We start from the raw sequence: 23,451 nt of genomic DNA on the forward strand, positions 1-23,451 counted from the left end.
GGGTATTCGAGTTCACAATGCGGACGTCGGCGGCCCGGACTTCACGCCCGGGCGCCGCGCCCCGTATACTCGGCCGGGCGGCGGAGCGCATGAACGGCCGGCGTTTCGTCCTATCTCAACACTTGAAGCGACTCGATGCAAGGAGGATTCAATGCCCAACCGTTTACGCGAGCATGACGCACGCGCTTCGACACGAGGGTTCCCGCTTAGGCTCGCTCACTGGATGAAAGGTTTCGCGATCGTGCTTTCCCTGTCCGCGACCCACGCGTTTGCACAGCAATCGTCCGCCCCGGCCGACGGCGTCTACAACCTGCTCGTCGGCACCTATACGGGCGGCGGCAGCGACGGGATCTACGTTTACCGCTTCGATACCAAGACAGGCGGCGTCGCGCCGGTATCGTCGGCGAAGACCGAAAATCCGTCGTATCTGTTGCCGAGCCGCGACGGTCGCACCGTCTACGCGGTCAACGAACTGCCCGGCGACAACGGCCCGGCGACGCAGCGCGGCGGCGTGAGCGCATTCCGCTTCGACGCGAAGACGGGCGCGCTGAGCTTCATCGACCGCGTATCGTCCGAAGGGAACGATCCTTGCTATCTCGCGCTGTCGCCGGACGGCAAGTACCTCGTGACGGCCAACTACTCGGTCGCGGCCGATCCGGGCGGCAGCTTTGCGGTGTTCCCGCTGCGCGACGACGGCGCGGTCGGCCAGGCCGTGCTGACGGTTCACCACGAAGGCACCGGGCCCGTGAAGGGCCGCCAGGACGGCGCGCACGTGCATTCGACGGTGTTTTCGCCGGACGGCCGCTACCTGTTCGTGCAGGATCTCGGCGCGGACAAGATCTACGGCTACCGCTACACGGTGGACGGCAGCCGCGGGCTGATCAGCCCGACCGAGGGGCGCTACACGCCGGTGAAGGCCGGCTCGGGCCCGCGCCACATGGTGTTCAGCGCCGACGGCCGGTTCGCGTACGTGACGAGCGAGCTGAACGCATCGGTCGAGGTGTTCGGCTACCACGACGGCAAGCTGACGCCGATCGAGACGCTGCCGATGACGGCGCCGGGCTTCAAGGGCAAGGTCGGCGGCGGCGCGATCCACCTGTCGCCGGACGGCCGCTTCCTGTACGCGAGCAACCGCGGCGACGCGAACGACCTCGTGATCTACGCGGTGAACAAGGCCGACGGCCGGTTGAAGCACGTCGGTCGCCAGTCGAGCCTCGGCAAGACGCCGCGCGAATTCCTGATCGATCCGACCGGCAAGTGGCTGATCGTCGGCAACCAGGACAGCGACACGTTCTACGTGTTCAGCCGCGATGTCGAAACCGGGCAACTCGGCGCGAATCCGCAGAAGGTCGCGGTCGGCAAGCCGGTCGACTTCAAGCTGGTGCCGGTGCAGTAAATGCAAAAGGCGCTGCCGAGGCAGCGCCTTTTTTTGCGGGGCGATCGGTTGTGTGGCACGCCCGGATCGATGATTCGCGGCCGCCGGCCTGCCGGCTTCAGTCGGCCGCGGCCGGCACGAGTACCTCGCGGCTGCCGTTGATGCCCATCGCCGACACGAGGCCGGCCGCTTCCATCTGCTCGACGAGGCGCGCCGCGCGGTTGTAGCCGATGCGCAACTGCCGCTGCACCGACGAGATCGACGCGCGCCGCGTGCGCACGACGAATGCGACCGCTTCGTCGTACAGCGGATCGGCTTCCGCGTCCGGCGCGTCGCCGAACAGGTCCTGCGTCGCGCCGTCGGCGGCCGGGCCGTCGAGGATGCCTTCCTCGTACTGCGGCTCGCCGAACTGCTTCAGGTACTCGACGATCCGGTGCACTTCCTCGTCGGCGACGAACGCGCCGTGCACGCGCTGCGGATAGCCGGTGCCGGGCGGCAGGAACAGCATGTCGCCCATCCCGAGCAGCGACTCCGCACCCATCTGGTCGAGGATCGTGCGCGAGTCGATCTTCGACGATACCTGGAACGCGACGCGCGTCGGGATGTTCGCCTTGATGAGGCCCGTGATCACGTCGACGGACGGCCGCTGGGTCGCGAGGATCAGGTGGATGCCGGCCGCGCGCGCCTTCTGCGCGAGGCGGGCGATCAGCTCCTCGATCTTCTTGCCGGCCACCATCATCAGGTCGGCCAGCTCGTCGATCACGACGACGATCAGCGGCAGCTTCGACAGCGGCTCCGGATCGTCGGGCGTCAGCGAGAACGGGTTGCCGATCTTCTTTTCCTTCGCTTCCGCGTCGCGGATCTTCTGGTTGAAGCCCGCGAGGTTGCGCACGCCGACGGCCGACATCAGCCGGTAGCGCTTCTCCATTTCGCCGACGCACCAGTTCAGCGCGTTGGCCGCGAGCTTCATGTCGGTGACGACCGGCGCGAGCAGGTGCGGGATGCCTTCGTAGACCGACAACTCCAGCATCTTCGGGTCGATCATGATGAGCCGCACGTCTTCCGGCGTCGCCTTGTACAGCAGCGACAGGATCATCGCGTTGATCGCGACCGACTTGCCCGAACCGGTTGTACCGGCAACGAGCATGTGCGGCGCCTTCGCGAGGTCGGTGACGACCGGATGGCCGGTGATGTCCTTGCCCATCGCGATCGTCAGTTGCGACGGCGAATGCTGATATTCGCGTGCGGCAAGAATTTCCGACAGGCGGATCATCTGACGCTTCGCGTTCGGCAGTTCGAGGCCCATGCAGGTCTTGCCGGGAATCGTCTCGACGACGCGGATCGACGTGAGGCCGAGGCCGCGCGACAGATCCTTCATCAGGCCGACGATCTGGCTGCCGCGCACGCCGAGCGCGGGTTCGATCTCGAAGCGCGTGATCACGGGGCCGGCCGATGCACCGACCACCGTCACCGGCACCTTGAATTCCTGCAGCCGCTGCTCGATCACCTGCGCGGTTTGCGCGAGGTGTTCCTCGGTGATCGTTTCGATGTCGTCGGATGCCGGTTCGAGCAGGTCGAGCGTCGGCAGTTCGACGCTGAACGACGCGGGTGCGTGGAATTCGAACGCGTTCGGGCGCGGCTGACGGACGGGGGTGTCGGCCGGGGGCGGTTCGGTTGCGTCGGTGGCCTCGGTTGCATGGGCCGCGGGTGCGCCGATTGGCGGGATCACGGTCGGCGGCGCCGAACTGACGGCTGCCGGCGTGGCCGGGAGGTTCGTGCCGGGGACGATTGCTGCCGGCGGCGCCGCGGTCGGCGTCGCGGTCACGTCATGCGACATGGTCCAGCCTGCCGACGAAGCGGCAGGGGCGGGCGATGTCGTGAACGTCTGGGTTGCGGCTGCGGTTGTGGTTGCGGCAGGTACGGGCGCGATCGACATCGGCGATCCGGCTGCGGCTGAAGGCGCACCTGCGGGCGGGTGGGCCGGAGTGGCGGCGGCCGTGGTGGCCGGAGCGAGCGCGCTGAAGGACGCCGACGTCGTGGTGGACGTGGTGGGCGACACCGGCAAGCTGATTGGCGGCTGCGGGGTGACTGCGCCGGATGAGCCGGATGTAGCGAAGGTCGTGGTCGTTGTACCGGTCGACGTGGTCGCCGTGCTGGCGGGAAGCGTCGATGCCGGCGCGGAAGACGGTGCAGCGTTCGGCGCGGACGTGAAAGTCGCGGGCGTCGCGATGGCGGGCGCCGATGTGTCCGGCGTCGGCGCGATCGAACCGAACGTCGAACCCGACGTACCGGTCGTCGATGCCGTCACGACGGGCGCAGCGGTCGATGCGGGCGTCGAAGCGCCGGAAAGCGAACCGTAAGTCATGCCCGTAACACCGGCCGGCGATGCCGGCGCGGCGGAAGTAACGGGCGGTGCCGATGCGGCCGGTTGCGTCAGCGAAGCGGACGCGGTGCCGGTTGTGCCAACGGGTGAGATGGCGGCGGTAGCGGGGGCGACGCTCGATGCGGGTGTGGATGCTTGTGCAGTCGAGTCATGAGCCGTGCCGGCCAGTGGCGATGCGGCGATGGCCGAAGCCGTCGAAGCTGCGGCGAACGGTTGAGCCGCGGGCGATTTCGGCACTTCCGAAGCGACGGTCGCCGGTGCCGCAGCGGACGGCATCGTCGGGGCTGTCCACTGTGTGGCGGCGGGCGTCGCGCGTTGAGCGCCGGCCGACAGCGGTGCCGCTGGGTCCGCCTCCATTGCCTTGCCAGCTTCCGGTGCAGGCTGCGATCCGGCCGGTGCGGACGTTGCCGCAGTCGACGCGGTCCCGGAAAGCGTGCGGGCAGACGTCTGCGCGATCGACGAAGAGGGCAGCGCAGCGAACGGAACGATGCTTTCGACGGGTGTTACACCGGCGTGCGCATCGGCAGCGCCTTGCGGCACGTGGACCGGTGCGGCGCGGTCGATGGCAGCCGCCGGTTGCGCGTCGTCCTTGTCGTCGATATCGACGGACCCGGCCGGCGTGCTGGTGCCGAGGTCGCGAACCGCTGCATCGCCTGTTTGCGTGGAGGCTGAATGAGCGGATTCCGATCCTGCGGTGTTCGCCAGCGATTCGGCGATCGAATTTTCGGTCGACACGTCGAGGGCGGAAACCGGCGCGCTGACAACGTCTTCCCACGGCGCGAGATCGATGGGCGCGTCGAACGACGGCGCGGCTGCGATCTCGAATGCCGGCGCGGCGGGCGCATCGTCGACGTGACGGATCTCGTCGTCGGCGTGATGCGAAACCACGCGATCGTCGGTGCCGGTTTCCGGCAGCGCGTGCGATGTAGCGTCATCGAGCGCAGGGCCACGCAACTCGCCAGCCGGCGCCTGCGTGATGCTCGATTCTGCCGGCATGAAGGCGTCGAGCACGATCGGCGCGCCATCGTCGTACGCGGGCACGGCATCGTGTTCTTTGTGTGCTGCCGGAACGTTGGTGTTCTGGGCTGCAACGTCATGTGCCGCGGAGGCGAATGCGTTCGACGCGACCGCCGATGCCGCCGATACCGGCGCGGCCACGCTGCCTGCTGCCACGGCGGCGGCCGCGGTTGCCGCGTGCGTTGCATCGGCCGTCTGTGCGCCGCCCAGCGACGCCCATTGCGCGGTGCTGGCCTCGATCGAACGCAGCGTGTCGTGAACGCTCGGCGCCGGCGTAATCGGCGCGGCCGGCTTCTCGTTCCACGCATAGAGCGGTGCGCGCGCCGGGGCGGGCGGCGCCGGGCGGCGACGTGCCGCGTCCGGCGACTGGCCGGTGGCCGCCGTGCCCGCGACCGGGCGCACCGGCGGACGTTGCGCTTGCGTGCCGGCCGGTCGCGGCGTGACGGTCGCGCGCGGCGCGGTCTGCGTCAGCGCAGCGGTGGCCGGCCGCGCGGCGGTCGGACGCGGCCGGACGGGTTCGAATCCGACCGGAAGCGGGGCGGGCGCGGGGCGCGGCACTTGCGCGTTCGCGGCGGCGCGCGCGAGGCTGGCGGTGCTGCCGGTGGTCGGCGGCGGCATCGCGCTGGCCGGGATGGGGGCGGGCGGCACCGGCGTGCGCGGGGAGGCGGTCGGCTTCAGCCAGCCCGACGGCGCGACGGGTTCCGCAAGGGGGCGCGGGGGCGTCTTGCTGCGCGGCTTCGGTCGTGCCTGCGGATCGGGTTTCCACAATGTCGGGCGCGAATACCGGCCGTTCTGGCGCGGCGCCATCGAGTTGACGGTGTGCGCGGTGGTCGGTTGCACGACGTCGTCGTCGCGATGCAGCGCGCTGCGCGGCAGGTCGGCGATTCCGCGCGCGTCGTCGTCGCCGCCGTCGCGCGACAGCTTGACGCCGAACGACGTGTCGACCCATGCGGCGAACTGCCGCCAGCCGATGCCGGTCAGCCACGGCAGGCCGGCGAAGAACAGCACGACCATCGCGACCGGCGTGCCGACCGGGCCGAGCACGTGGGCGAAGCCGGCCGAGAACGCATGACCGAGCGCGTTCGTGTCGGGGCCCGACAGCGGGCTCGTCAGCGTGCAACTTGCGACGAATACCGCGGCGAAGCCGAGCCACAGGCGAATCGAGCCGCGACCGGCGAGCCCGCCGCCACCGGGCAGCATCGCCTGCACGAGACGCCAGAAGAGAAGGAGGAACCAGACGGCGGAGATGCCGAACCAGCCGAAGACAACCGTGTGCATGCTTTGAAACAGGAGTGGGGCGGGGCGCGCGGGGCGCGACCCGCCGAGTTTAACCGGCCGGCGAACAAGACTCTAACGCGGCGTGATTCCGATTCACGCTGCGCGACGCACGCGGCTGGCGCGTGCGCGTGGCGCGCCACGCGAAGGCGGTCGGTCGGCCTTCGCGCGCGCCGTACATCAGGGGCTCCGGTGCGTGAACGTCAGCGTTGCGCCGGCCTGGGTCACGATCTGCAATTGCTGGGGCGCACGCATCTGCACGCCGGTCTTCTCGACGTGGGCGAGCGCATCGAGGTAGGCGGCTTCGAGCTGGCCGCCGAGCGTGTTTGGGCAGGCCATCCGCGTGCCGGCGAGCGGGCCGAAGCTCAGCACGCCGTTCTTGATCGCGTAGGTGCCCATGTAGCGGTTGCAGCCGGAGAACCCGCTCGCGCGCCGGATGCCCGAATCGGTCGACAGCGCGAGCTTGATCGGTTCGCCGTTGTCGCCGTGCGGGATCGCGCGTGGCGTGCCGTCGGCGTTCACCCAGCTGGTGAGCTCCCAACTGGTGTCGTCGAGCAGCTGGACGGCGGCCGGGTTGTACGGGTCGGGCGCGGGGGCGGCGGAATCGGGATGGGTCGGCATCGCGCAGGCGGCGAGAAGCGTGGCAAGCGTCAGCGCGCAAAGCGGCGCGCGCAACGGGCGAAGCAGGCCGGTGCGTGCGCGTGCGGCCGCGGACAGGTGGGACATGAGCCTCGTTCCTCTTCGGATTCTGATCAAGGCGTAAGAGTAACGCACCCGCCCCGCGGCAGGCGAGCCGACACTTCGCGCGTGAAAACGTTCGCAGCCCGCCCACGGGATCGCGCGGCGCGGCGTGGGCGCGACCAAACCGCCCAAACCGGCCCGGATGCCCGTGTTAACATCGAAGCCGTTTTCGTCCTCCAACAGAACCAGCGGGAAATCACATGCAGATCGGTCAGCGGCTCGGTACGCCGCTTTCACCCTCGGCCACGCGCGTCATGCTGCTCGGCGCCGGCGAACTCGGCAAGGAAGTCATCATCGCGTTGCAGCGCCTCGGCGTCGAAGTCGTCGCGGTCGATCGTTATCAGGATGCGCCGGGCCACCAGGTCGCCCATCGCGCGCACGTGATCGACATGACGGACCCGGCCGCGCTGCGGGCGATCGTCGAGGCCGAGCGCCCGCATTTGATCGTGCCCGAGATCGAGGCGATCGCCACCGACGCGCTCGCGGCGATCGAGGCGGCCGGCCTCGCCGAGGTGATCCCGACCGCGCGCGCGACGCAGCTCACGATGAATCGCGAAGGGATCCGCCGGCTCGCGGCCGAGGAACTCGGCCTGCCGACGTCGCCGTATGCGTTCGCCGATTCGTTCGAAGCCTTCAGCGCGGCCGTCGCGAAGATCGGCATGCCGTGCGTCGTGAAGCCCGTGATGTCGTCGTCGGGCAAGGGGCAGTCGGTCGTGAAGACCGACGCCGACGTGAAACCCGCGTGGGACCATGCGATGGCGGGCGGGCGCGTGAACCACGGCCGCGTGATCGTCGAGGGCTTCGTCGATTTCGACTACGAGATCACGCAGCTGACCGTGCGCGCGATCGACCCCGCGACGCTCGACACGCGTACCTACTTCTGCGAGCCGGTCGGCCACGTGCAGGTGGCGGGTGACTATGTCGAATCGTGGCAGCCGCAGCCGATGCGCGCGGCGGCGCTCGCGAAGTCGCGCGAGATCGCGCACAAGGTGACCGAGGCGCTCGGCGGACGCGGGATGTTCGGCGTCGAGCTGTTCGTGCGCGGCGACGACGTCTGGTTCTCCGAGGTGAGCCCGCGGCCGCACGATACGGGCCTCGTCACGCTCGCCTCGCAGCGCCAGTCGGAATTCGAGCTGCACGCGCGGGCGATTCTCGGGCTGCCGGTGGATCCGGCGCTCGGCACGCCGGCTGCGTCGGCGGTGATCTACGGCGGGCTCGACGAGCGCGGGATCGCGTTCGAAGGCGTGCGCGACGCGCTCGCGGTGCCGGGCGCGGACTTGCGCCTGTTCGGCAAGCCGGAAAGTTTTGCGAAGCGACGCATGGGCGTCGCGCTGGCGACCGGCGCGACCGTCGACGAAGCCCGCGAACGCGCGAAGCGCGCGGCCGCGGCCGTCCGGCCCGTGTCGGCGCGCTGACGGAACGAGGAGAGGACGATGGCGTCGAGATGGTTGCGTATCGGAAAGCTGGGCGTCGCGCTGGCGCTCGTCGCGAGTCTCGCGGGCTGCGGCCTCGCGGCCGCGCCGTGCCGGGTGGCGTCGGCCGGGCTCAAGATCGTGCCGCTCGTCGGCCATGTCGCCGCCGCGCCGACCGATGCGTGCGCGGACGTGATCGATCCCTGATTCCGGCAACCGGCGTGCTAACCCGCCACCCCGATAAACAATAACCGCGCGCCCCGCGAGGGCGCGTTTCCACCCGTCTCGTGAGAGGACCTGCATGATTCGCCAAACCTTCGCTGCGCTTGCGCTCGCCGGCACCGCCGTTTCCGTCGCGCATGCCGCGCAACTGACCGTCGAAGAGATCGACGCCGACGCGCGCCAGCAAACCGTCTACCAGTGCGCGAACCACAAGCAGCCGGTGCGCGTGTCGTACTGGCTCGCGGGCAACGGCCAGAGCTTCGCGCTCGTGCCGGTCGACGGCAAGCAGATGCTGTTCGTCGATACGGTGTCGGCGTCCGGCGCGCGCTATCAGGCAGGCCGCTATACGTGGTGGACGAAGGGCAAGGAAGCGACGCTGCGCGACGAGATCGCCGACCCGAAGTCGCCGCCGCTGCTGGGCGACTGCGTGCAGGTCGAGAAGAAAAAGAAGAAGGGCTGACCGGCGGGCACGATCGCGGAGCGTATTCGCCACCCGCGTTGACCGGCTGTCGGGCTGACGGCGGACCTGTCGATACGACGCTTAGAGATCGAACCCCTAATATCGTGTGCCGGCCGAGTCGGATAACCCGATCGGCCAGCCGTTCGCCCGCGCGGGCCTTGGGCGGGCCTTGGCGGCCCCGCCGCGCGAACCGCCGCCACGGCCGTTCGCGGCGTTGTCACGGACAGATGCCCGCACGGTGCTACAATACGGCCCTTTCCGCCGGCATTCGCGCCGAACGGAGTCCGCACGGCCTGGCGTCCAGCGTTCGCATTGAACCGGTCCCAAGCGCCAGAGCGGCGCCGCGCGGCGCGCCGCGGCTCCGTCTATTTCCGAATTGTGATGAGCGCAGGCCCGGCTGGCCTGACGCACGATGTCCCCGCCGCGCCTTTTGAGCGAAACGCCACCATGTCCGATTCTGTCGCCAAGCCCGTCGACGCAACCTTCGATCAATTCGGCCTTGCCGCCGATATCCTGAAAGCCATTGCGGAGCAGGGCTATACGACGCCGACGCCGATCCAGGCGCAGGCCATTCCGGTCGTGCTCGCCGGCCGCGACGTCATGGGCGCCGCGCAAACGGGCACCGGCAAGACCGCGAGCTTCTCGCTGCCGATCATCCAGCGTCTGCTGCCGCAGGCCAACACGAGCGCGTCACCGGCGCGCCACCCGGTGCGTGCGCTGATCCTCACGCCGACCCGCGAACTCGCCGACCAGGTCGCCGCGAACGTGCACGCGTATGCGAAGCACACGCCGCTGCGCAGCGCGGTGGTGTTCGGCGGCGTCGACATGAACCCGCAATCGGCCGAACTGCGCCGCGGCGTCGAGATCCTGATCGCGACGCCGGGCCGCCTGCTCGACCACGTGCAGCAGAAGACGGCGAACCTCGGCCAGGTGCAGATCCTCGTGCTCGACGAAGCCGACCGGATGCTCGACATGGGCTTCCTGCCCGATCTGCAGCGCATCCTGAACCTGCTGCCGAAGGAGCGTCAGACGCTGTTGTTCTCGGCCACCTTCTCGGGCGAAATCAAGAAGCTCGCGTCGACCTACCTGCGCAACCCGCAGACGATCGAGGTCGCGCGCAGCAACTCGACGAACGCGAACGTCACGCAGATCGTCTACGACGTCGCCGAAGGCGACAAGCAGGCGGCCGTCGTGCAGTTGCTGCGCGATCGCGGCCTCAAGCAGGTGATCGTGTTCTGCAACAGCAAGATCGGTGCGAGCCGCCTCGCGCGCAATCTCGAGCGCGACGGCGTGGTCGCATCGGCGATCCACGGCGACAAGACGCAGATCGAGCGGATGCAGGCGCTCGACGCGTTCAAGCGCGGCGAGATCGAGGCGCTGGTCGCGACCGACGTGGCCGCGCGCGGTCTCGACATCGCCGAGCTGCCGGCCGTGATCAACTTCGACCTGCCGTTCAGCGCGGAAGACTACGTGCACCGGATCGGCCGTACCGGCCGCGCGGGTGCGACGGGCGACGCGCTGTCGCTGTGCAGCCCGAACGAGCGCAAGCAGCTCGCCGATATCGAGAAGCTGATCAAGCGTCCGCTCGAAATGCAGACGCTCAAGCTCGACAAACCGGCGCGCCATCGTCACGACGAGCGCGGCGGCGAGCGTGGCGGTGAGCGCGGTGCCGAACGGGGCGGCCGGCGCGATCGCGACGAGCATCGCGGTGCCTCGGGCCGCCGGTCGTCGGGCAGCGCCGAGCGCGGTGGCCATCATCGCCGCCACGAAACGCCGGTCGACGATTTCTTCCTGAAGCCGTACGAGCCGTCGGCGTCGGCGAAGCAGCCGGACGACGCGCAGCCCGCGCAGCAGCCCGAGAAGAAAGGGCCGAAGCGCCAGGTCGCCGCGCTGCTCGGCGGCTTCGGGATGCCGCGCAAGCCGTCGGCATAAGGCGGGCCGAGTGGTTGGGGCGGCGCGTGAGCGCTGCCGGACAAGCGGGTACATGTGACGAGCATGTGCCCGTTTTTCATTGGGCGAGGCGATCGGGGCGGGGCGCGTGCGAGCTATTGCTTGCCGCGTGGGGGAGGAGCTTTCGATGCCGAGTCGTCGGTGGGCGTGGCTTTCGCCTTGCTTTCATGCGGCTGGATTCGGCACTGACCGAGACAGGCGCGTCGTCGGCATGGGCCGGCGTCGTGCAAGCGATTCAACCGGCACGCGGCCCGAAGCGACGCGCCCATGCATCGGTCGCGGCCGCGTAGAACGCGTCGATCGTATGGACCGGCCGATCGCCATCGGCCGCCAGACCGAGATGCGCGGCCGCGGCCCGCAGCGCCGGCAGCGGATCGTCGCGTTCGAGTGCCGTCGCGCCCGTCTGCTTGCTGAGCTTTTCGCCGTTGGCATCGACGACGACCGGCACGTGCAGGTACGCGGGAGTCGGCACCCCGAGGCAGCGCTGCAGGTAGATCTGGCGCGCGGTCGAATCGAGCAGGTCGGCGCCGCGCACGACGTGCGTGATGCCGGCATCGGCATCGTCGACGACGACCGCGAGCTGATACGCCCATTGGCCGTCCGCGCGTTTCAGCACGAAATCGCCGACTTCGGTCGCGAGGTTCTGCGATTGCGCGTGCTGCCAGCGATCGTCGAACGTGACGACCGCATCGTCGCCGTCCGGCACGCGCAGCCGCCATGCGCGCGCGGGCTTGCCGTGCAGGCCGGTGCGGCAGGTACCCGGATACGCGAGCGTCGTATGGCGTTCATGGGCGGCGCGCAGCGAATCGGCGATTTCCTTGCGCGTGCAGCCGCACGGATAGACGAGCCCCGCCGCGACGAGCCGCTCGAGCGCGGCCGTGTAGGCCGCATCGCGCGTACTCTGCCAGACGGGCGGTTCGTCGGGCGTCATGCCGAAATGCGCGAGGGTCGCGAGGATGTCGTCGGCCGCACCGGGGACCGTGCGCGGGCCGTCGAGATCCTCGATGCGGACGAGCCATGTGCCGCCGTGCGCGCGGGCGTCGAGCCAGCTTGCGAGCGCGCCGACCAGCGAGCCGAAGTGCAGCGGGCCGGTGGGCGACGGCGCGAAGCGGCCGCGATAGCCGGGATTCATCGCGGGTCGCGGTGCGACGCGCCGTTACGCGGCGCTGGCTGCCTGCGCGCAGGCCGGGCACGACTTGCCGGCCACGTAGCTCGGCGATCGTTGCGCTTCCGGCGTGACGACCGCGCGGCACGCGAAGCACGTGACGTTCTCGGTCGGCTGGAGCTGCGGGTTCAGCGCGGTGCGGTAGTCGAACACGAAGCAGTCGCCGTGATAATGCGCGCCGCCGACTTCCTCGAAGTATTTCAGGATCCCGCCTTCGAGCTGGTACACGTTGTCGATGCCGATTTCCTTCATGTGGATCGCGGCCTTCTCGCAGCGGATGCCGCCGGTGCAGAACGACACGACCGTCTTGCCTTCGAGGTCGGCGCGGTTCGCGTCGATCACTTCCGGGAATTCGCTGAACTTGTCGATCCGGTAGTCGAGCGCGTTGTCGAACGTGCCGACGTCGACCTCGAACGCGTTGCGCGTGTCGAGCATCACGACCGGGCGGCCGGTATCGTCGTGGCCGCGATCGAGCCACGACTTCAGCGTGCGCGCGTCGACGAACGGCGCGCGGCCGAGTTCCGGCTTGATCGCGGGCTTCTTCATCGTGATGATCTCGCGCTTCAGGCGCACGAGCATGCGGCGGAACGGCTGCGAGTCGGACAGGCTTTCCTTGAACTGCAGCGTCGCGAACTTGCCTTCGAACAGCGGATCGTGGCGGATGTACGCGATGAATGCGTCGGTGGCTTCGCGCGTGCCGGCGATGAACAGGTTGATGCCTTCCGGCGCGAGCAGGATCGTGCCGCGCAGGCCGAGTTCGTTGCAGCGGGCGGTGACGAGCGGGCGCCATTGCTCGTTCGCGTCGAGCGATACGAAGTGGTAGGCGGCGAGGTTGACGATGGTCATGATGGTCCGACGGGAAAACGGCCGCCCGGCGGCCCGCAAAAAAGGGTGCGAAGCCGGGGCGCTGATTCGAAAAACCGTATTATCCCGCAAACGGCGCGGGCGTCGGTACCTGGCCGATCGGCCAACCGCGCGACGCGTCGCCGCGTGCATCGGCCGAACGGCCAAAGCGGGCATTTTTTGGGCAGCCTGCGCGGCGGGGCGGCTACAATAGCGCCCATGTCAGATCCTCGCTTCGTCCATCTTCGCGTTCACTCCGAATTCTCGATTGCCGACGGCATCGTGCGCATTGACGACATCGTCAAGGCGGCGGCCGCGGACGGTCAGGGCGCGCTCGCGCTCACCGATCTCGGCAACGCATTCGGCCTCGTCCGTTTCTACCAGGAAGCCCGCGGCAAGGGCATCAAGCCGATCGCCGGCTGCGACGTCTGGATTGCCAATCCGGACGACCGCGACAAGCCGTCGCGGCTGCTGCTGCTGGTCAAGGACAAGGTCGGTTACCTGAATCTCTGCGAGCTGCTGTCGAAGGCGTGGCTCACGAACCAGTACCGCGGCCGCGCGGAACTCGACGCGAGCTGGCTCGACGGCGAGCTCGCGCAGGGGCTGCTCGCGCTGTCGGGCGCGCAACAGGGCGATATCGGGCTCGCGCTGGCCGCGGGCAACGAAGAAGCCGCGCGCCGTCACGCCGAGCGCTGGGCCAGGGTGTTCCCGGGCGGCTTCTACATCGAGCTGCAGCGTTACGGCCAGCCGGGCGCCGAGGCGTACATCCAGCAGGCGGCGACGCTCGCCGCGTCGCTGAAGCTGCCGGTCGTCGCGACGCACCCGACGCAGTTCATGACCGACGACGATTTCACCGCGCACGAGGCGCGCGTGTGCATCTCGGAAGGCGACATCCTCGCGAACCCGCGACGCCAGAAGCGTTTCACGACCGACCAGTATTTCCGCACGCAGGACGACATGGCCGCGCTGTTCGCCGACCTGCCGTCGGCGATCGCCAACACGGTCGAGATCGCGAAGCGCTGCAACCTGAAGCTCGAGCTCGGCAAGCCGAAACTGCCGCTGTTCCCGACGCCGGACGGCATGTCGCTCGACGACTACCTGGTCCAGCTGTCGAAGGAAGGGCTCGAAACCCGCCTCGCGCAGCTGTATCCGGTCGAAGCCGAGCGCGACGCGCAGCGCGACACGTACTACAAGCGCCTCGAATTCGAGTGCGGGACCATCACGAAGATGGGCTTCCCCGGCTACTTCCTGATCGTCGCGGACTTCATCAACTGGGCGAAGAACAACGGCGTGCCGGTCGGCCCGGGCCGCGGCTCGGGCGCCGGTTCGCTGGTCGCGTACGCGCTCGGCATTACCGACCTCGATCCGCTGCGCTACAACCTGCTGTTCGAGCGCTTCCTGAATCCGGAACGCGTGTCGATGCCCGACTTCGACATCGACTTCTGCCAGCACGGCCGCGATCGCGTGATCCAGTACGTGAAGGAGAAATACGGCGCGGACGCGGTCTCGCAGATCGCCACGTTCGGCACGATGGCCGCGAAGGCGGCCGTGCGCGACATCGGCCGCGTGCTCGACCTCGGCTACATGTTTACCGACGGCGTCGCGAAGCTGATTCCGTTCAAGCCCGGCAAGCACGTGACGATTGCCGACGCGATGAAGGAAGAACCGCAGCTGCAGGAGCGCTACGACCACGAGGACGAAGTCCACCAGCTGCTCGATCTCGCGCAGCGCGTCGAGGGCCTCACGCGTAACGTCGGGATGCACGCGGGCGGCGTGCTGATCGCGCCCGGCAAGCTGACCGATTTCTGCCCGCTGTACACGCAGGGCGACGACGGCGGCGTGGTCAGCCAGTACGACAAGGACGACGTCGAAGCCGTCGGCCTCGTGAAGTTCGACTTTCTGGGTCTCACGACGCTGACGATCCTCGACTGGGCCGAGCGCTACATCCGCCGTCTCGATCCGTCGAAGGCAGACTGGTCGCTCGCGCAGGTGCCGCTCGACGATCCGGCGTCGTTCCAGATCCTGAAGAAGGCCAACACGGTCGCGGTGTTCCAGCTGGAAAGCCGCGGGATGCAGGGCATGCTGAAGGATGCGCAGCCCGACCGCTTCGAGGACATCATCGCGCTCGTGTCGTTGTACCGGCCGGGCCCGATGGACCTGATCCCGAGCTTCTGCGCGCGGAAGCACGGCCGCGAGAAGGTCGAATACCCGGATCCGCGCGTCGAACCCGTCCTGAAAGAGACCTACGGCATCATGGTCTATCAGGAGCAGGTGATGCAGATGGCGCAGATCATCGGCGGCTACTCGCTCGGCGGCGCGGACTTGCTGCGTCGCGCGATGGGCAAGAAGAAGCCCGAGGAGATGGTCAAGCACCGCGAGATCTTCGCCGAGGGGGCCGCGAAGAACGGCCTCACGCGCGAGAAGTCCGACGAGATCTTCGACTTGATGGAGAAGTTCGCGGGCTACGGCTTCAACAAGTCGCACGCGGCCGCGTATGCGCTGCTCGCGTATTACACCGCGTGGCTGAAGGCGCACCATCCGGCCGAATTCATGGCGGCCAACATGACGCTCGCGATGGACGACACCGACAAGGTGAAGATCCTGTTCGACGACTGCGTCGTGAACAACCTCGCCGTGCTGCCGCCGGACATCAACCAGTCGCATTACCGGTTCGAGCCGGTCGCGGAAGCCGACGGCAAGCGCTCGCGCACGATCCGCTACGGCCTCGGCGCGGTGAAGGGCAGCGGCCAGAACGCGATCGAGGAAATCCTGCGCGCCCGCGAGGAAAAGGCGTTCACCGACCTGTTCGACTTCTGCGAACGGATCGACCGGCGCGTCGTCAACCGCCGCACGGTCGAGGCGCTGATCCGCGCCGGCGCGTTCGATTCGCTGAATCCGAACCGTGCGCAACTGATCGCGTCGGTGCCGCTCGCGATGGAAGCGGCCGACCAGGCCGAAGCGAACGCGATGCAGGCCGGCCTGTTCGACATGGGCGCCGAGTCGCCGCACGCGCATGCGCTCGTCGACGAACCCGCGTGGGACGACAAGCGCCGCCTGCAGGAAGAAAAGGCCGCGCTCGGTTTCTATCTGTCCGGCCACCTGTTCGATGCGTATCGCGACGAAGTGCGGCGGTTCGTGCGGCAGAAGGTCGGTGACCTGAAGGAAGGGCGCGACAAGCTCGTCGCCGGCATCATCGCGTCGCTGCGCACGCAGATGACGCAGCGCGGCAAGATGCTGATCGCGCTGCTCGACGACGGCACGGGCCAGTGCGAGATCACGATCTTCAACGAACAGTTCGAGGCGAACAAGGCGCTGTTCAAGGAAGACGAGCTGCTGATCGTGCAGGGGCAGGCGCGCAACGACGCGTTCACCGGCGGCATTCGCTTCACGGCCGATACCGTGATGGATCTCGAACGCGCGCGCAGCCGCTACGCGCAGGCCGTGCGGCTGACGATGAACGGCAACGCCGACGCGCTCGCGCTGCGCCGTGTGCTCGAGCCGCACGTGTCGAAGGACGATCCGGCCGCCGCGAACGTGATCGAAGCGCCCGCGCCGCGCGGCGGCGGGCGCGATGGCGGTCGGCGCCCGCAGGCGCCGCTGCCGAACGGGCTCGCGGTGCAGATCCACTACAGCAACGCGCGCGCGCAAGGCGAAATGCGTCTGGGCGATGCCTGGCGCGTGAAACCGAGCGACGTGCTGCTGGCAGAGCTGCGCGCGGCGTTCGACGGTAGTTCCGCCGAAATCGTCTACTGAATGATTTTCGATTCAAATTCCTTGAGGGCACCTTGAGCGTCAAGCCTACTCTTAGCAAACCCATAGGCGGGGAAGACGCATCGTCGCCCGTGGTCGTCGCGCGCCGCCTTTGGCCGTACCTGAAGCCGCTCCTGTGGGTGATGGTGGCGGGCGTCCTCGCGATGGCCGTCGTCGCGGCAACGGAAGCCGGGATTCCGGCGTTGCTCAAGCCGCTGCTCGACCGCGGCTTCGGCACGAAGGGTGACGTGACCGCGAAGCTCTACGTGCCGATCGCGGTCGTCGGTCTCGCGCTGGTGCGTGCCGCCGCGCAGTACGCGTCCAACTATCTGCTTCAGTATGTCTCGAACCGGATCCTGCTCGACCTGCGGATCGAGATGTTCAACCGGATGATTCACACCGGCGTGTCGTTTTTCCAGCGCGAGACCGCGAGTACGGTGATCAATGCGGTCGTCTTCGAGGTCAACCAGGTCCTGAACGTATTGCTGGGCGTGTTGATTACGCTCGTGCGTGATTCGTTGACGGTGGTCTTTCTGCTGGGTTATCTGTTCTATTTGAACTGGCGACTGACACTGATCGTCGCCGTGTTGCTGCCGTGTATCGGCTGGCTCGTCGGCAAGATCAACCGGCGTTTGCGCCGGTTGAACCGCGAGCACCAGATGCTGACGAACCAGCTCGCGTACATCGTCGAAGAGACCGTAGGCGGCTACAAGGTCGTCAAGATCCACAACGGCGAGCAGTACGAAATCAGCCGCTTCAACGAATTGAGCCGGCGTCTGCGCGGCTATTCGATGCGGATGATCGTGTCGGGTGGGCTTGCGCAGCCGCTCACGCAGTTTCTCGCGTCGATCGCGCTGGCCGTCGTGCTGACGATTGCCGTCGTGCAGTCCGCGAACGACCAGACGACGGTCGGTGGCTTTGTCGCGTTCGTCACCGCGATGCTGCTCATCATTTCGCCGCTCAAGCACCTGATGGACGTGAACCAGCCGCTGCAGCGCGGGATGACGGCGGCCGAGCTGATCTTCGGCCTGATCGACGAGCCGCGTGAGCCCGAAGGCGGCGGCAAGCCGCTCGAGCGGGCCACCGGCCGGATTCGTTTCAACGACGTGTCGTTCGCGTATCACGCCGGCACCGGCAAGCCAACGCTCGACCGCGTGTCGTTCGACGTGGCGCCTGGCGAGATGATCGCGCTCGCGGGGCCGTCAGGCAGCGGCAAGACGACGCTTGTCAACCTGATGCCGCGCTTTTTCGATCCGACGTCCGGAGAGATTCTCGTCGACGGCGTCGCGTTACCCGAGTATCGGCTACGTGACCTGCGTGACCAGATTGCGATGGTGAGTCAGGATGTCGTGCTGTTCAACGACACGATCGCGAGCAACGTCGCGTACGGCCAAACCCCCGACCGCGAACGCGTGACGGCGGCGCTGCGCGCCGCGAATCTGCTCAGTACGGTCGAGGCGATGCCCGACGGGCTCGACACGCTCGTCGGCGACAACGGCATGCGCCTGTCGGGCGGCCAGCGCCAGCGTCTCGCGATTGCGCGCGCGATCTACAAGGATGCGCCGATCCTGATTCTCGACGAAGCGACGTCGGCGCTCGATTCGGAATCCGAGCGTCACGTTCAGGCGGCGCTCGAGACGCTGATGAAGGGCCGCACGACGCTGGTGATCGCACACCGGCTGTCGACGATCGAGCGTGCAGACCGGATTCTCGTGATGGACGGCGGCAGAATCGTCGAGAGCGGCAGCCACGCGGCGCTGCTCGCATCCGGCGGCCTGTATGCCCATCTGCATCGGATTCAGTTCCAGCAGGAGGCCGGGTGAGCGTCGTGCGGGCCCGTGTCGCGCGTGCGGAGATGAAGATCGGCCTGTCGGCCAATGCGCTGAAGCACGGGGGCGGCCTCGAGCGCTACGCGATCGATATCGCGCGGGGAATGGCGGAGGCGGGCGTGACGCCCGCGTTCTTCGCGCGCTCCGTCGACGCGTCGATTCCGGAGGCGCGGCTCGTCGAGCCGCATCGGATCAACGTCTCGTTCCTGCCCGGCAAGGTGCGCGACGAATGGTTCTCGTGGCGGCTCCGCGGTGCACGCCGCGCGGCCGACGTGGATGTGCTGATCGGCTGTAATCGGGTCGCCTGCTCGGAGATCGCGATTTGCGGCGGCACACATCGAGGGTTCTTGCGCGCGATCGGCCGCGCACCGGGCTATTTCGACCGGCGCCAGATTGCGCTCGAGAGCCGGCAGTACGCGAATGCGCGCTATGTGGTCGCGCATTCGCAGATGATGCGCGACGAACTGCGCACGCTGTACGGCGTCGACGACGCCAGGATCCGCATGCTGTATCCCCCCGTCGATGCGCAGCGCTTCACGCCTGTCGGCGACGACGAGCGCACCGCGTTGCGGCGCCGCTTCGGTTTCGGCGAGCGCGACGTCGTGCTGCTGTTTCCGTCGAGCAGCCACGTGCGCAAGGGCTTGCCGCTGATCGAGGCCGCGCTGCAGGGGACGGACGCGTCGATCGTCGTCGCGGTGGCCGGCCGCCCGCCGGAGCGGACCTCGGCGCAACTGCGCTACATCGGCTACGTGAAGGACATCGAGGACGGATACCGCGCGGCGGATTACACGATCCTTGCATCGAAATACGAGCCGTTCGGGCTGGTCGGCATCGAGTCAGTGATGTGCGGGACACCCGTGATCTTGCCGCCCACGCTCGGCTGCCATGACGTCATCGCGGACCATGCGAAGCTGACGTTCGCAGCCGACGATGTCGAGGCGCTGCGCGCCGTGCTGGCGACGGCCGCACAGCGCGTGCGAGCCGGCGACCGGGCCGCCGTCGCGCGCGACGCGGTAGGCTACGACCCGGGCGTGCGCCATCATGTCGAGCAGTTGCTCGCGCTGGCCCGCGAGGCGTGGGCGCCGGCGTAGCGGTCCGTCCCTGTAAGGGGCAATCTGTCAGACGGCTTCCGGTTCGGGCGCGCGAGGGGGCGATGGTATACTCTGGCGGCCTGTTTGGGTGGTGCGGCTGGCTATTCCGCTCCGGTGATTCGTGCCGGTTGATCGGCGCGATTTGCTCCGTGCAAATACTTATTCAATTCACAATGATCATGGTGATTCGTGTGGCGACTCGGCTGTTCATCGGGCCGATCCGCGTCGCGAATTTTGCCATCGAGACAGCCCGCTGTTAACGATGAGCCGCTTCCCCGGACGTATCCACATCTTCGCGCGGGCTCTGCCGAGATTGCTGTTCAAGCCGCTGCGGCGCAAGCCTCGGCAACCGGCGAGCATTTTCGTCGCGCACCATCTCCTGCTCGGCGATACGCTGTTGCTGACACCGTTGCTGGCGAAGCTGCGCGAACAATATCCGCACGCGCGCATCGCGCTCGCGTGTCCGAAGGCGATCGCACCGTTGTATGCGGGCGAGCCGTTTGGCGTCCAGGCGTTGGCTTTCGATCCGCGTGATCCCGTGTCGGTGCGCCGCTTGCTGGCGTCGGGGCCGTACGATCTCGGCCTCGTCGCGGCGGATAACCGTCACAGCTGGCTGGCGCTCGCGGCCGGCTGTCGCTGGATCGTCGCGCACGACGGCGATGCCCCGGCGTGGAAGAACTGGCCGGTCGACGAACGCCGTCCGTATCCCGATGCGCCGGCCGCGTGGGGCGACCTGATCGCGGACCTGGTCGACGGCAGCCCTCCGCGCGCATACCGGCCGGGCGACTGGCCGGCGCCGCCGCCGAGCGTCGCGTTGCCAGCGGCGCTTCGGGAGCGGCCCTACGTGGTGCTGCATCCGGGTGCCAGCACGATGGTCAAGCGCTGGCCGATCGAGCGCTGGCGAGCGCTGGCGGCCGACATGGAGGCGGGTGGCTATCGGGTGGTGTGGAGCGGCGGCAAGAGCGAAGCCGACCTGATCGAGCAGATCGGGCCGCACGCCGGGCAGCCGAACTTTGCCGGGAAACTCGGTCTCGCCGATCTTTGGCATCTCTATGCAGGCGCTCGGGCAGTTGTCTGTCCCGACACGGGCGTCGCGCATCTCGCGCGCCTCATCGGCGTACCGACCGTCGCGCTGTTCGGGCCCGGCAGCGCGCTGGTTCACGGTGCCGGACGTTACTGGCGCGACGTTCCGTTCGTCGCCGTAACGATCGCGGACATGCCATGCCGCGATCAACCGTATATTTTCCGGCGTCACGTCCAGTGGGTCAGGCGATGCGATCGCGACGCCACGACATGCGTCGCGTGGCACGACGGCTCCGCGGGCTGCATGAGCGGGCTGTCGGTGGACGCGGTACGTGGCGCACTGAAACACGTTCTGGTGCAAGTTCGATGACGGCTATTGCGGCGCGTATGGAGCGTCTTCTGTGGATTGGCTGCCCCGTTCTGATGTTCGCCATCATGTTCGGGCACATGGCGGCGTTCGTGAATTGCAGCATGGTGCTGGTCGGGATTGCGCTGATCGGCGCCGCGTGCGGGCGCGACCGGCCGGCGGTGTTCCGGTGGCCGTTGTTCGTCCCGATCGTCGGCTGGGCGGCGTGGAGTTTCGCGGCCACCCGCTGGTCGGTGTTCCCGGACGTCAGCCGGCATGCGTGGCTCGACGAGGTCGTGTATCCGCTGCTGTCGTTCTGGGGCTTCTGGCTGTTCGGCACGCGGGTCGAGCGGCCCGAACGCGTCACGCTGACCGTCTGGCTCGCGTGCGCGTTGCTCGCCGCGGTCAGCGTGATCTACTGGGGCAAGCTGCAGCCGCCGACACCCGAAACGTTCCCGTTGCGGTTCTATGCGCGGGTGGGGCATACGAGTACGCTCGTTGCGTTCGCCATGGCGTTGTTCTGTGCGTTCTTCGTGCCCAGGCGCGGCTGGCGCTGGTTCGGCGTGTCGGGACTCGTGCTGTGCGGGATGGTCGGGCTTGCCAGCCTCAACCGCTTCTTCTGGCCTGCTGCCGCGGTGGTGTTGCTGATCGGCCTTTATCCGCTGTACCGGCATCATCTGCTGCTGGCGGGGCTGGCAGTGGTCGTCGTCGGCGCCGGTGCGATCGGCACGCTCGAAATGAGCGCGCGGCTGCGCTATCACGATTCACCGCCGCCGCTGGCCGCATCGCGCGACGTCTCGATCGCCGGCGTGCGTCTGTATGTGCCGCCCGGCATGACGGCCGTCGGCGACACGCTGTCGTCGGACACGCGGCCCAAGCTGTGGCGGTTCTATGACGAGCAAGGTAGCCGTCACAAATGGCTGGGTATCGGTTTCGGCAAACCGGTGCCGGGAATGGCCTACCGCAGCGAGATGCCGCCCGAATTGCTGGCACTCGAGCCGCAGGCGCTGACGCACGCGCACAATCTTTTCCTGAATACGTGGCTACAGACCGGGCGCATCGGCCTGGCAATGCAGGCACTGTTGCTGGCGGCGCTCGCATTCGCGTTCTGGCGACTGCGGAAGGCTGACCCGTGGATTGCGGCGGGCGGCATCGCGCTCGTGGTCGGGATGGTCACGAAGAACCTGGTGGACGATTTCATGTGGCAGACGACGATCCTGGCATTCTGGGCATTTGCCGGGCTGGTGCTCGGGCATGGCGAGCGACGCGCACGCGTGCGTCGCGCGCAGCCGGGGAGTGGATCGTGAACGCCGTCGCGAGCCGCGCGGAAGCCGGCCCGTCGATCGCGAACGGCAAGCCCGTGCGATTGCTGTTCCATATCGACGACTTCGGGCGGGGCGGTACCGAAACCGCGCTGGTCGCGTGGCTGAACGCGCTGGATCGCCGTCAGTTTGCTCCCGCGTTGTCGGTTGCCTTCCCGACCGACGATCTCGATGCGCTGCGCCGCAGCGGCGCGATTCCGGCCGACGTGCCGGTTCACGTGCTCGCGACGGCGCGCTGGTCGCATGCATTGCACCAGATCGAGCGCCGCCGCCGGTTGCGCTTCGGCGAAAAGCTGCTGCACAAGCTGACGACCCATGCGGCGATTCGCCGGCTGGTCGCGCGACGCTTCCTGCAGGTCGCCTCCGGCTACGACCTCGTCTGCGATTACGATTTCTCGCTGCGGCGGATTGCCGGCCGCGGTACCGCGCCGTGGTTGGGCGTCAGCCACTACAGCTTCGTCGCCCGCTTCGGCAAAAAAGGCGACGCTTACATGGCACGGCGCACGCGCCAGTACGCGCGCTACGCGGCGATCGCGGTATTGACGCCTGCGATGCAGCACGAAGCCGAGAAGATGTTCGCCGGCTCCGGCGTGCGGGTCGTCGAACTCCCGAACGTGATCGACATCGCTGCGATCCGGCAGCAAGCAACGGCGTCGGTCGAGTGGCCGGCCGAACGGTTCGTCGTGTCGGTCGCGCGGCTCGACGAAGGGCAGAAGGATCACCGGACACTGCTGCGCGCGTATGCGCAATGGCGTGCTCGCCGGCCGGACGCGGTAGATCTCGTCCTGCTTGGCGACGGGCCGGATCGCGCAGCACTCGAGCAGCTTGCGGACGAACTGCGGATTCGCGATGCCGTGCATTTCATGGGCTATTGCGCGAATCCGTTTCCGTACGTTCGCGCCGCCGAAGCGCTCGTGCTGAGCAGCCGCTACGAAGGGTTCGGCATGGTGCTCGGCGAAGCGATGGCGCTCGGCACGCCGGTGCTCGCGGCCGACTGCCCGACCGGCCCGCGCGACATGCTCGACGACGGCCGCGCAGGCCTGCTCGTGCCGGTCGGCGATGTCGATGCGATGTCGGCGGCGCTGGAACGCCTCGTGACCGACGCGGACGTGCGCGCGGCGCTCGCGCCTTGTGCCGCGGCACGGATCGCGACGTTCGACGTGCCGGCGGCGAACCGGCGTTTCGCCGCGCTCGCCGCCGACCTGCTCGCGGCGGCGCGCTGAGCCGGCAGCATGGTTCGCGCCGCG

15 protein-coding genes are annotated in these 23,451 nt (G+C 68.2%); 11 read left to right on the plus strand and 4 right to left on the minus strand.

Going from position 1 to position 23,451, the window contains the following annotated elements; all coding sequences use genetic code 11:
* Nucleotides 1-151 precede the first annotated feature (151 nt).
* The gene (locus DFS13_RS14370) at nucleotides 152-1,396 is read left to right on the plus strand and encodes a lactonase family protein (protein ID WP_111441834.1); all 1,245 of its coding nucleotides are present in this window, start codon (nucleotides 152-154) and stop codon (nucleotides 1,394-1,396) included.
* Nucleotides 1,397-1,493: 97 nt separating this feature from the next.
* Here DFS13_RS14370 and DFS13_RS14375 read toward each other — a convergent pair whose 3' ends face one another.
* Nucleotides 1,494-6,053: a DNA translocase FtsK gene (locus DFS13_RS14375; RefSeq protein ID WP_111441835.1), complete on the minus strand. Its 4,560-nt coding sequence runs from the start codon at nucleotides 6,051-6,053 to the stop codon at nucleotides 1,494-1,496.
* Nucleotides 6,054-6,230: 177 nt separating this feature from the next.
* Nucleotides 6,231-6,776 (minus strand): META domain-containing protein, encoded by a 546-nt coding sequence (locus tag DFS13_RS14380; RefSeq protein WP_006489608.1) that lies wholly within the window; start codon nucleotides 6,774-6,776, stop codon nucleotides 6,231-6,233.
* 215 nt (nucleotides 6,777-6,991) lie between these two features.
* On the opposite strand from DFS13_RS14380, the gene purT reads away from it, so the two are divergent.
* The 4 genes from purT to DFS13_RS14405 all read left to right on the plus strand — a co-directional run bounded on the left by purT (nucleotide 6,992) and on the right by DFS13_RS14405 (nucleotide 10,817).
* Complete coding sequence (gene purT, locus DFS13_RS14385) at nucleotides 6,992-8,206, plus strand: formate-dependent phosphoribosylglycinamide formyltransferase (RefSeq protein ID WP_034201491.1); 1,215 nt, start codon at nucleotides 6,992-6,994, stop codon at nucleotides 8,204-8,206.
* A gap of 18 nt (nucleotides 8,207-8,224) precedes the next feature.
* A complete protein-coding gene (locus tag DFS13_RS14390; protein ID WP_006489604.1) occupies nucleotides 8,225-8,410 on the plus strand; it encodes a DUF6726 family protein in 186 nt (61 codons plus the stop codon).
* Nucleotides 8,411-8,504: 94 nt separating this feature from the next.
* Nucleotides 8,505-8,885, plus strand: coding sequence for an MliC family protein (locus tag DFS13_RS14395; RefSeq protein WP_006497051.1), 381 nt, complete (start codon nucleotides 8,505-8,507; stop codon nucleotides 8,883-8,885).
* A gap of 381 nt (nucleotides 8,886-9,266) precedes the next feature.
* Nucleotides 9,267-10,817, plus strand: a complete 1,551-nt coding sequence (locus DFS13_RS14405) for a DEAD/DEAH box helicase (RefSeq protein WP_111441836.1) — start codon at nucleotides 9,267-9,269, stop codon at nucleotides 10,815-10,817.
* Between the two features lie 253 nt (nucleotides 10,818-11,070).
* On the opposite strand, the gene gluQRS is transcribed toward DFS13_RS14405, so the two are convergent.
* Together gluQRS and DFS13_RS14415 are read right to left on the minus strand one after the other, a co-directional pair.
* On the minus strand, nucleotides 11,071-11,967 hold the full coding sequence (gene gluQRS, locus DFS13_RS14410; RefSeq protein ID WP_059721353.1) for a tRNA glutamyl-Q(34) synthetase GluQRS: 897 nt from the start codon (nucleotides 11,965-11,967) through the stop codon (nucleotides 11,071-11,073).
* A gap of 24 nt (nucleotides 11,968-11,991) precedes the next feature.
* On the minus strand, nucleotides 11,992-12,846 hold the full coding sequence (locus tag DFS13_RS14415) for a sulfurtransferase (RefSeq protein ID WP_006489627.1): 855 nt from the start codon (nucleotides 12,844-12,846) through the stop codon (nucleotides 11,992-11,994).
* A gap of 216 nt (nucleotides 12,847-13,062) precedes the next feature.
* On the opposite strand from DFS13_RS14415, the gene dnaE reads away from it, so the two are divergent.
* The 6 genes from dnaE (at nucleotide 13,063) to DFS13_RS14450 (ending at nucleotide 23,427) form a co-directional block, all read left to right on the plus strand.
* Nucleotides 13,063-16,596, plus strand: coding sequence for a DNA polymerase III subunit alpha (gene dnaE / locus DFS13_RS14420; RefSeq protein WP_006489624.1), 3,534 nt, complete (start codon nucleotides 13,063-13,065; stop codon nucleotides 16,594-16,596).
* A 32-nt stretch (nucleotides 16,597-16,628) separates the two neighbouring features.
* Nucleotides 16,629-18,416, plus strand: a complete 1,788-nt coding sequence (gene msbA, locus DFS13_RS14425; protein WP_034201493.1) for a lipid A export permease/ATP-binding protein MsbA — start codon at nucleotides 16,629-16,631, stop codon at nucleotides 18,414-18,416.
* A gap of 32 nt (nucleotides 18,417-18,448) precedes the next feature.
* Nucleotides 18,449-19,513 (plus strand): glycosyltransferase family 4 protein, encoded by a 1,065-nt coding sequence (locus tag DFS13_RS14430; RefSeq protein ID WP_012492745.1) that lies wholly within the window; start codon nucleotides 18,449-18,451, stop codon nucleotides 19,511-19,513.
* Between the two features lie 262 nt (nucleotides 19,514-19,775).
* Complete coding sequence (locus DFS13_RS14440) at nucleotides 19,776-20,906, plus strand: glycosyltransferase family 9 protein (protein ID WP_077056577.1); 1,131 nt, start codon at nucleotides 19,776-19,778, stop codon at nucleotides 20,904-20,906.
* 53 nt (nucleotides 20,907-20,959) lie between these two features.
* Nucleotides 20,960-22,189: an O-antigen ligase gene (locus tag DFS13_RS14445; RefSeq protein WP_006497044.1), complete on the plus strand. Its 1,230-nt coding sequence runs from the start codon at nucleotides 20,960-20,962 to the stop codon at nucleotides 22,187-22,189.
* Complete coding sequence (locus DFS13_RS14450; protein WP_111441837.1) at nucleotides 22,186-23,427, plus strand: glycosyltransferase; 1,242 nt, start codon at nucleotides 22,186-22,188, stop codon at nucleotides 23,425-23,427. Before DFS13_RS14445 ends, DFS13_RS14450 begins: the two co-directional genes overlap by 4 nt.
* Nucleotides 23,428-23,451 lie beyond the last annotated feature (24 nt).

Origin of the sequence: Burkholderia sp. 28_3 (assembly GCF_003253915.1) — a bacterium.
In the GTDB taxonomy this organism is placed as follows: domain Bacteria; phylum Pseudomonadota; class Gammaproteobacteria; order Burkholderiales; family Burkholderiaceae; genus Burkholderia; species Burkholderia cenocepacia.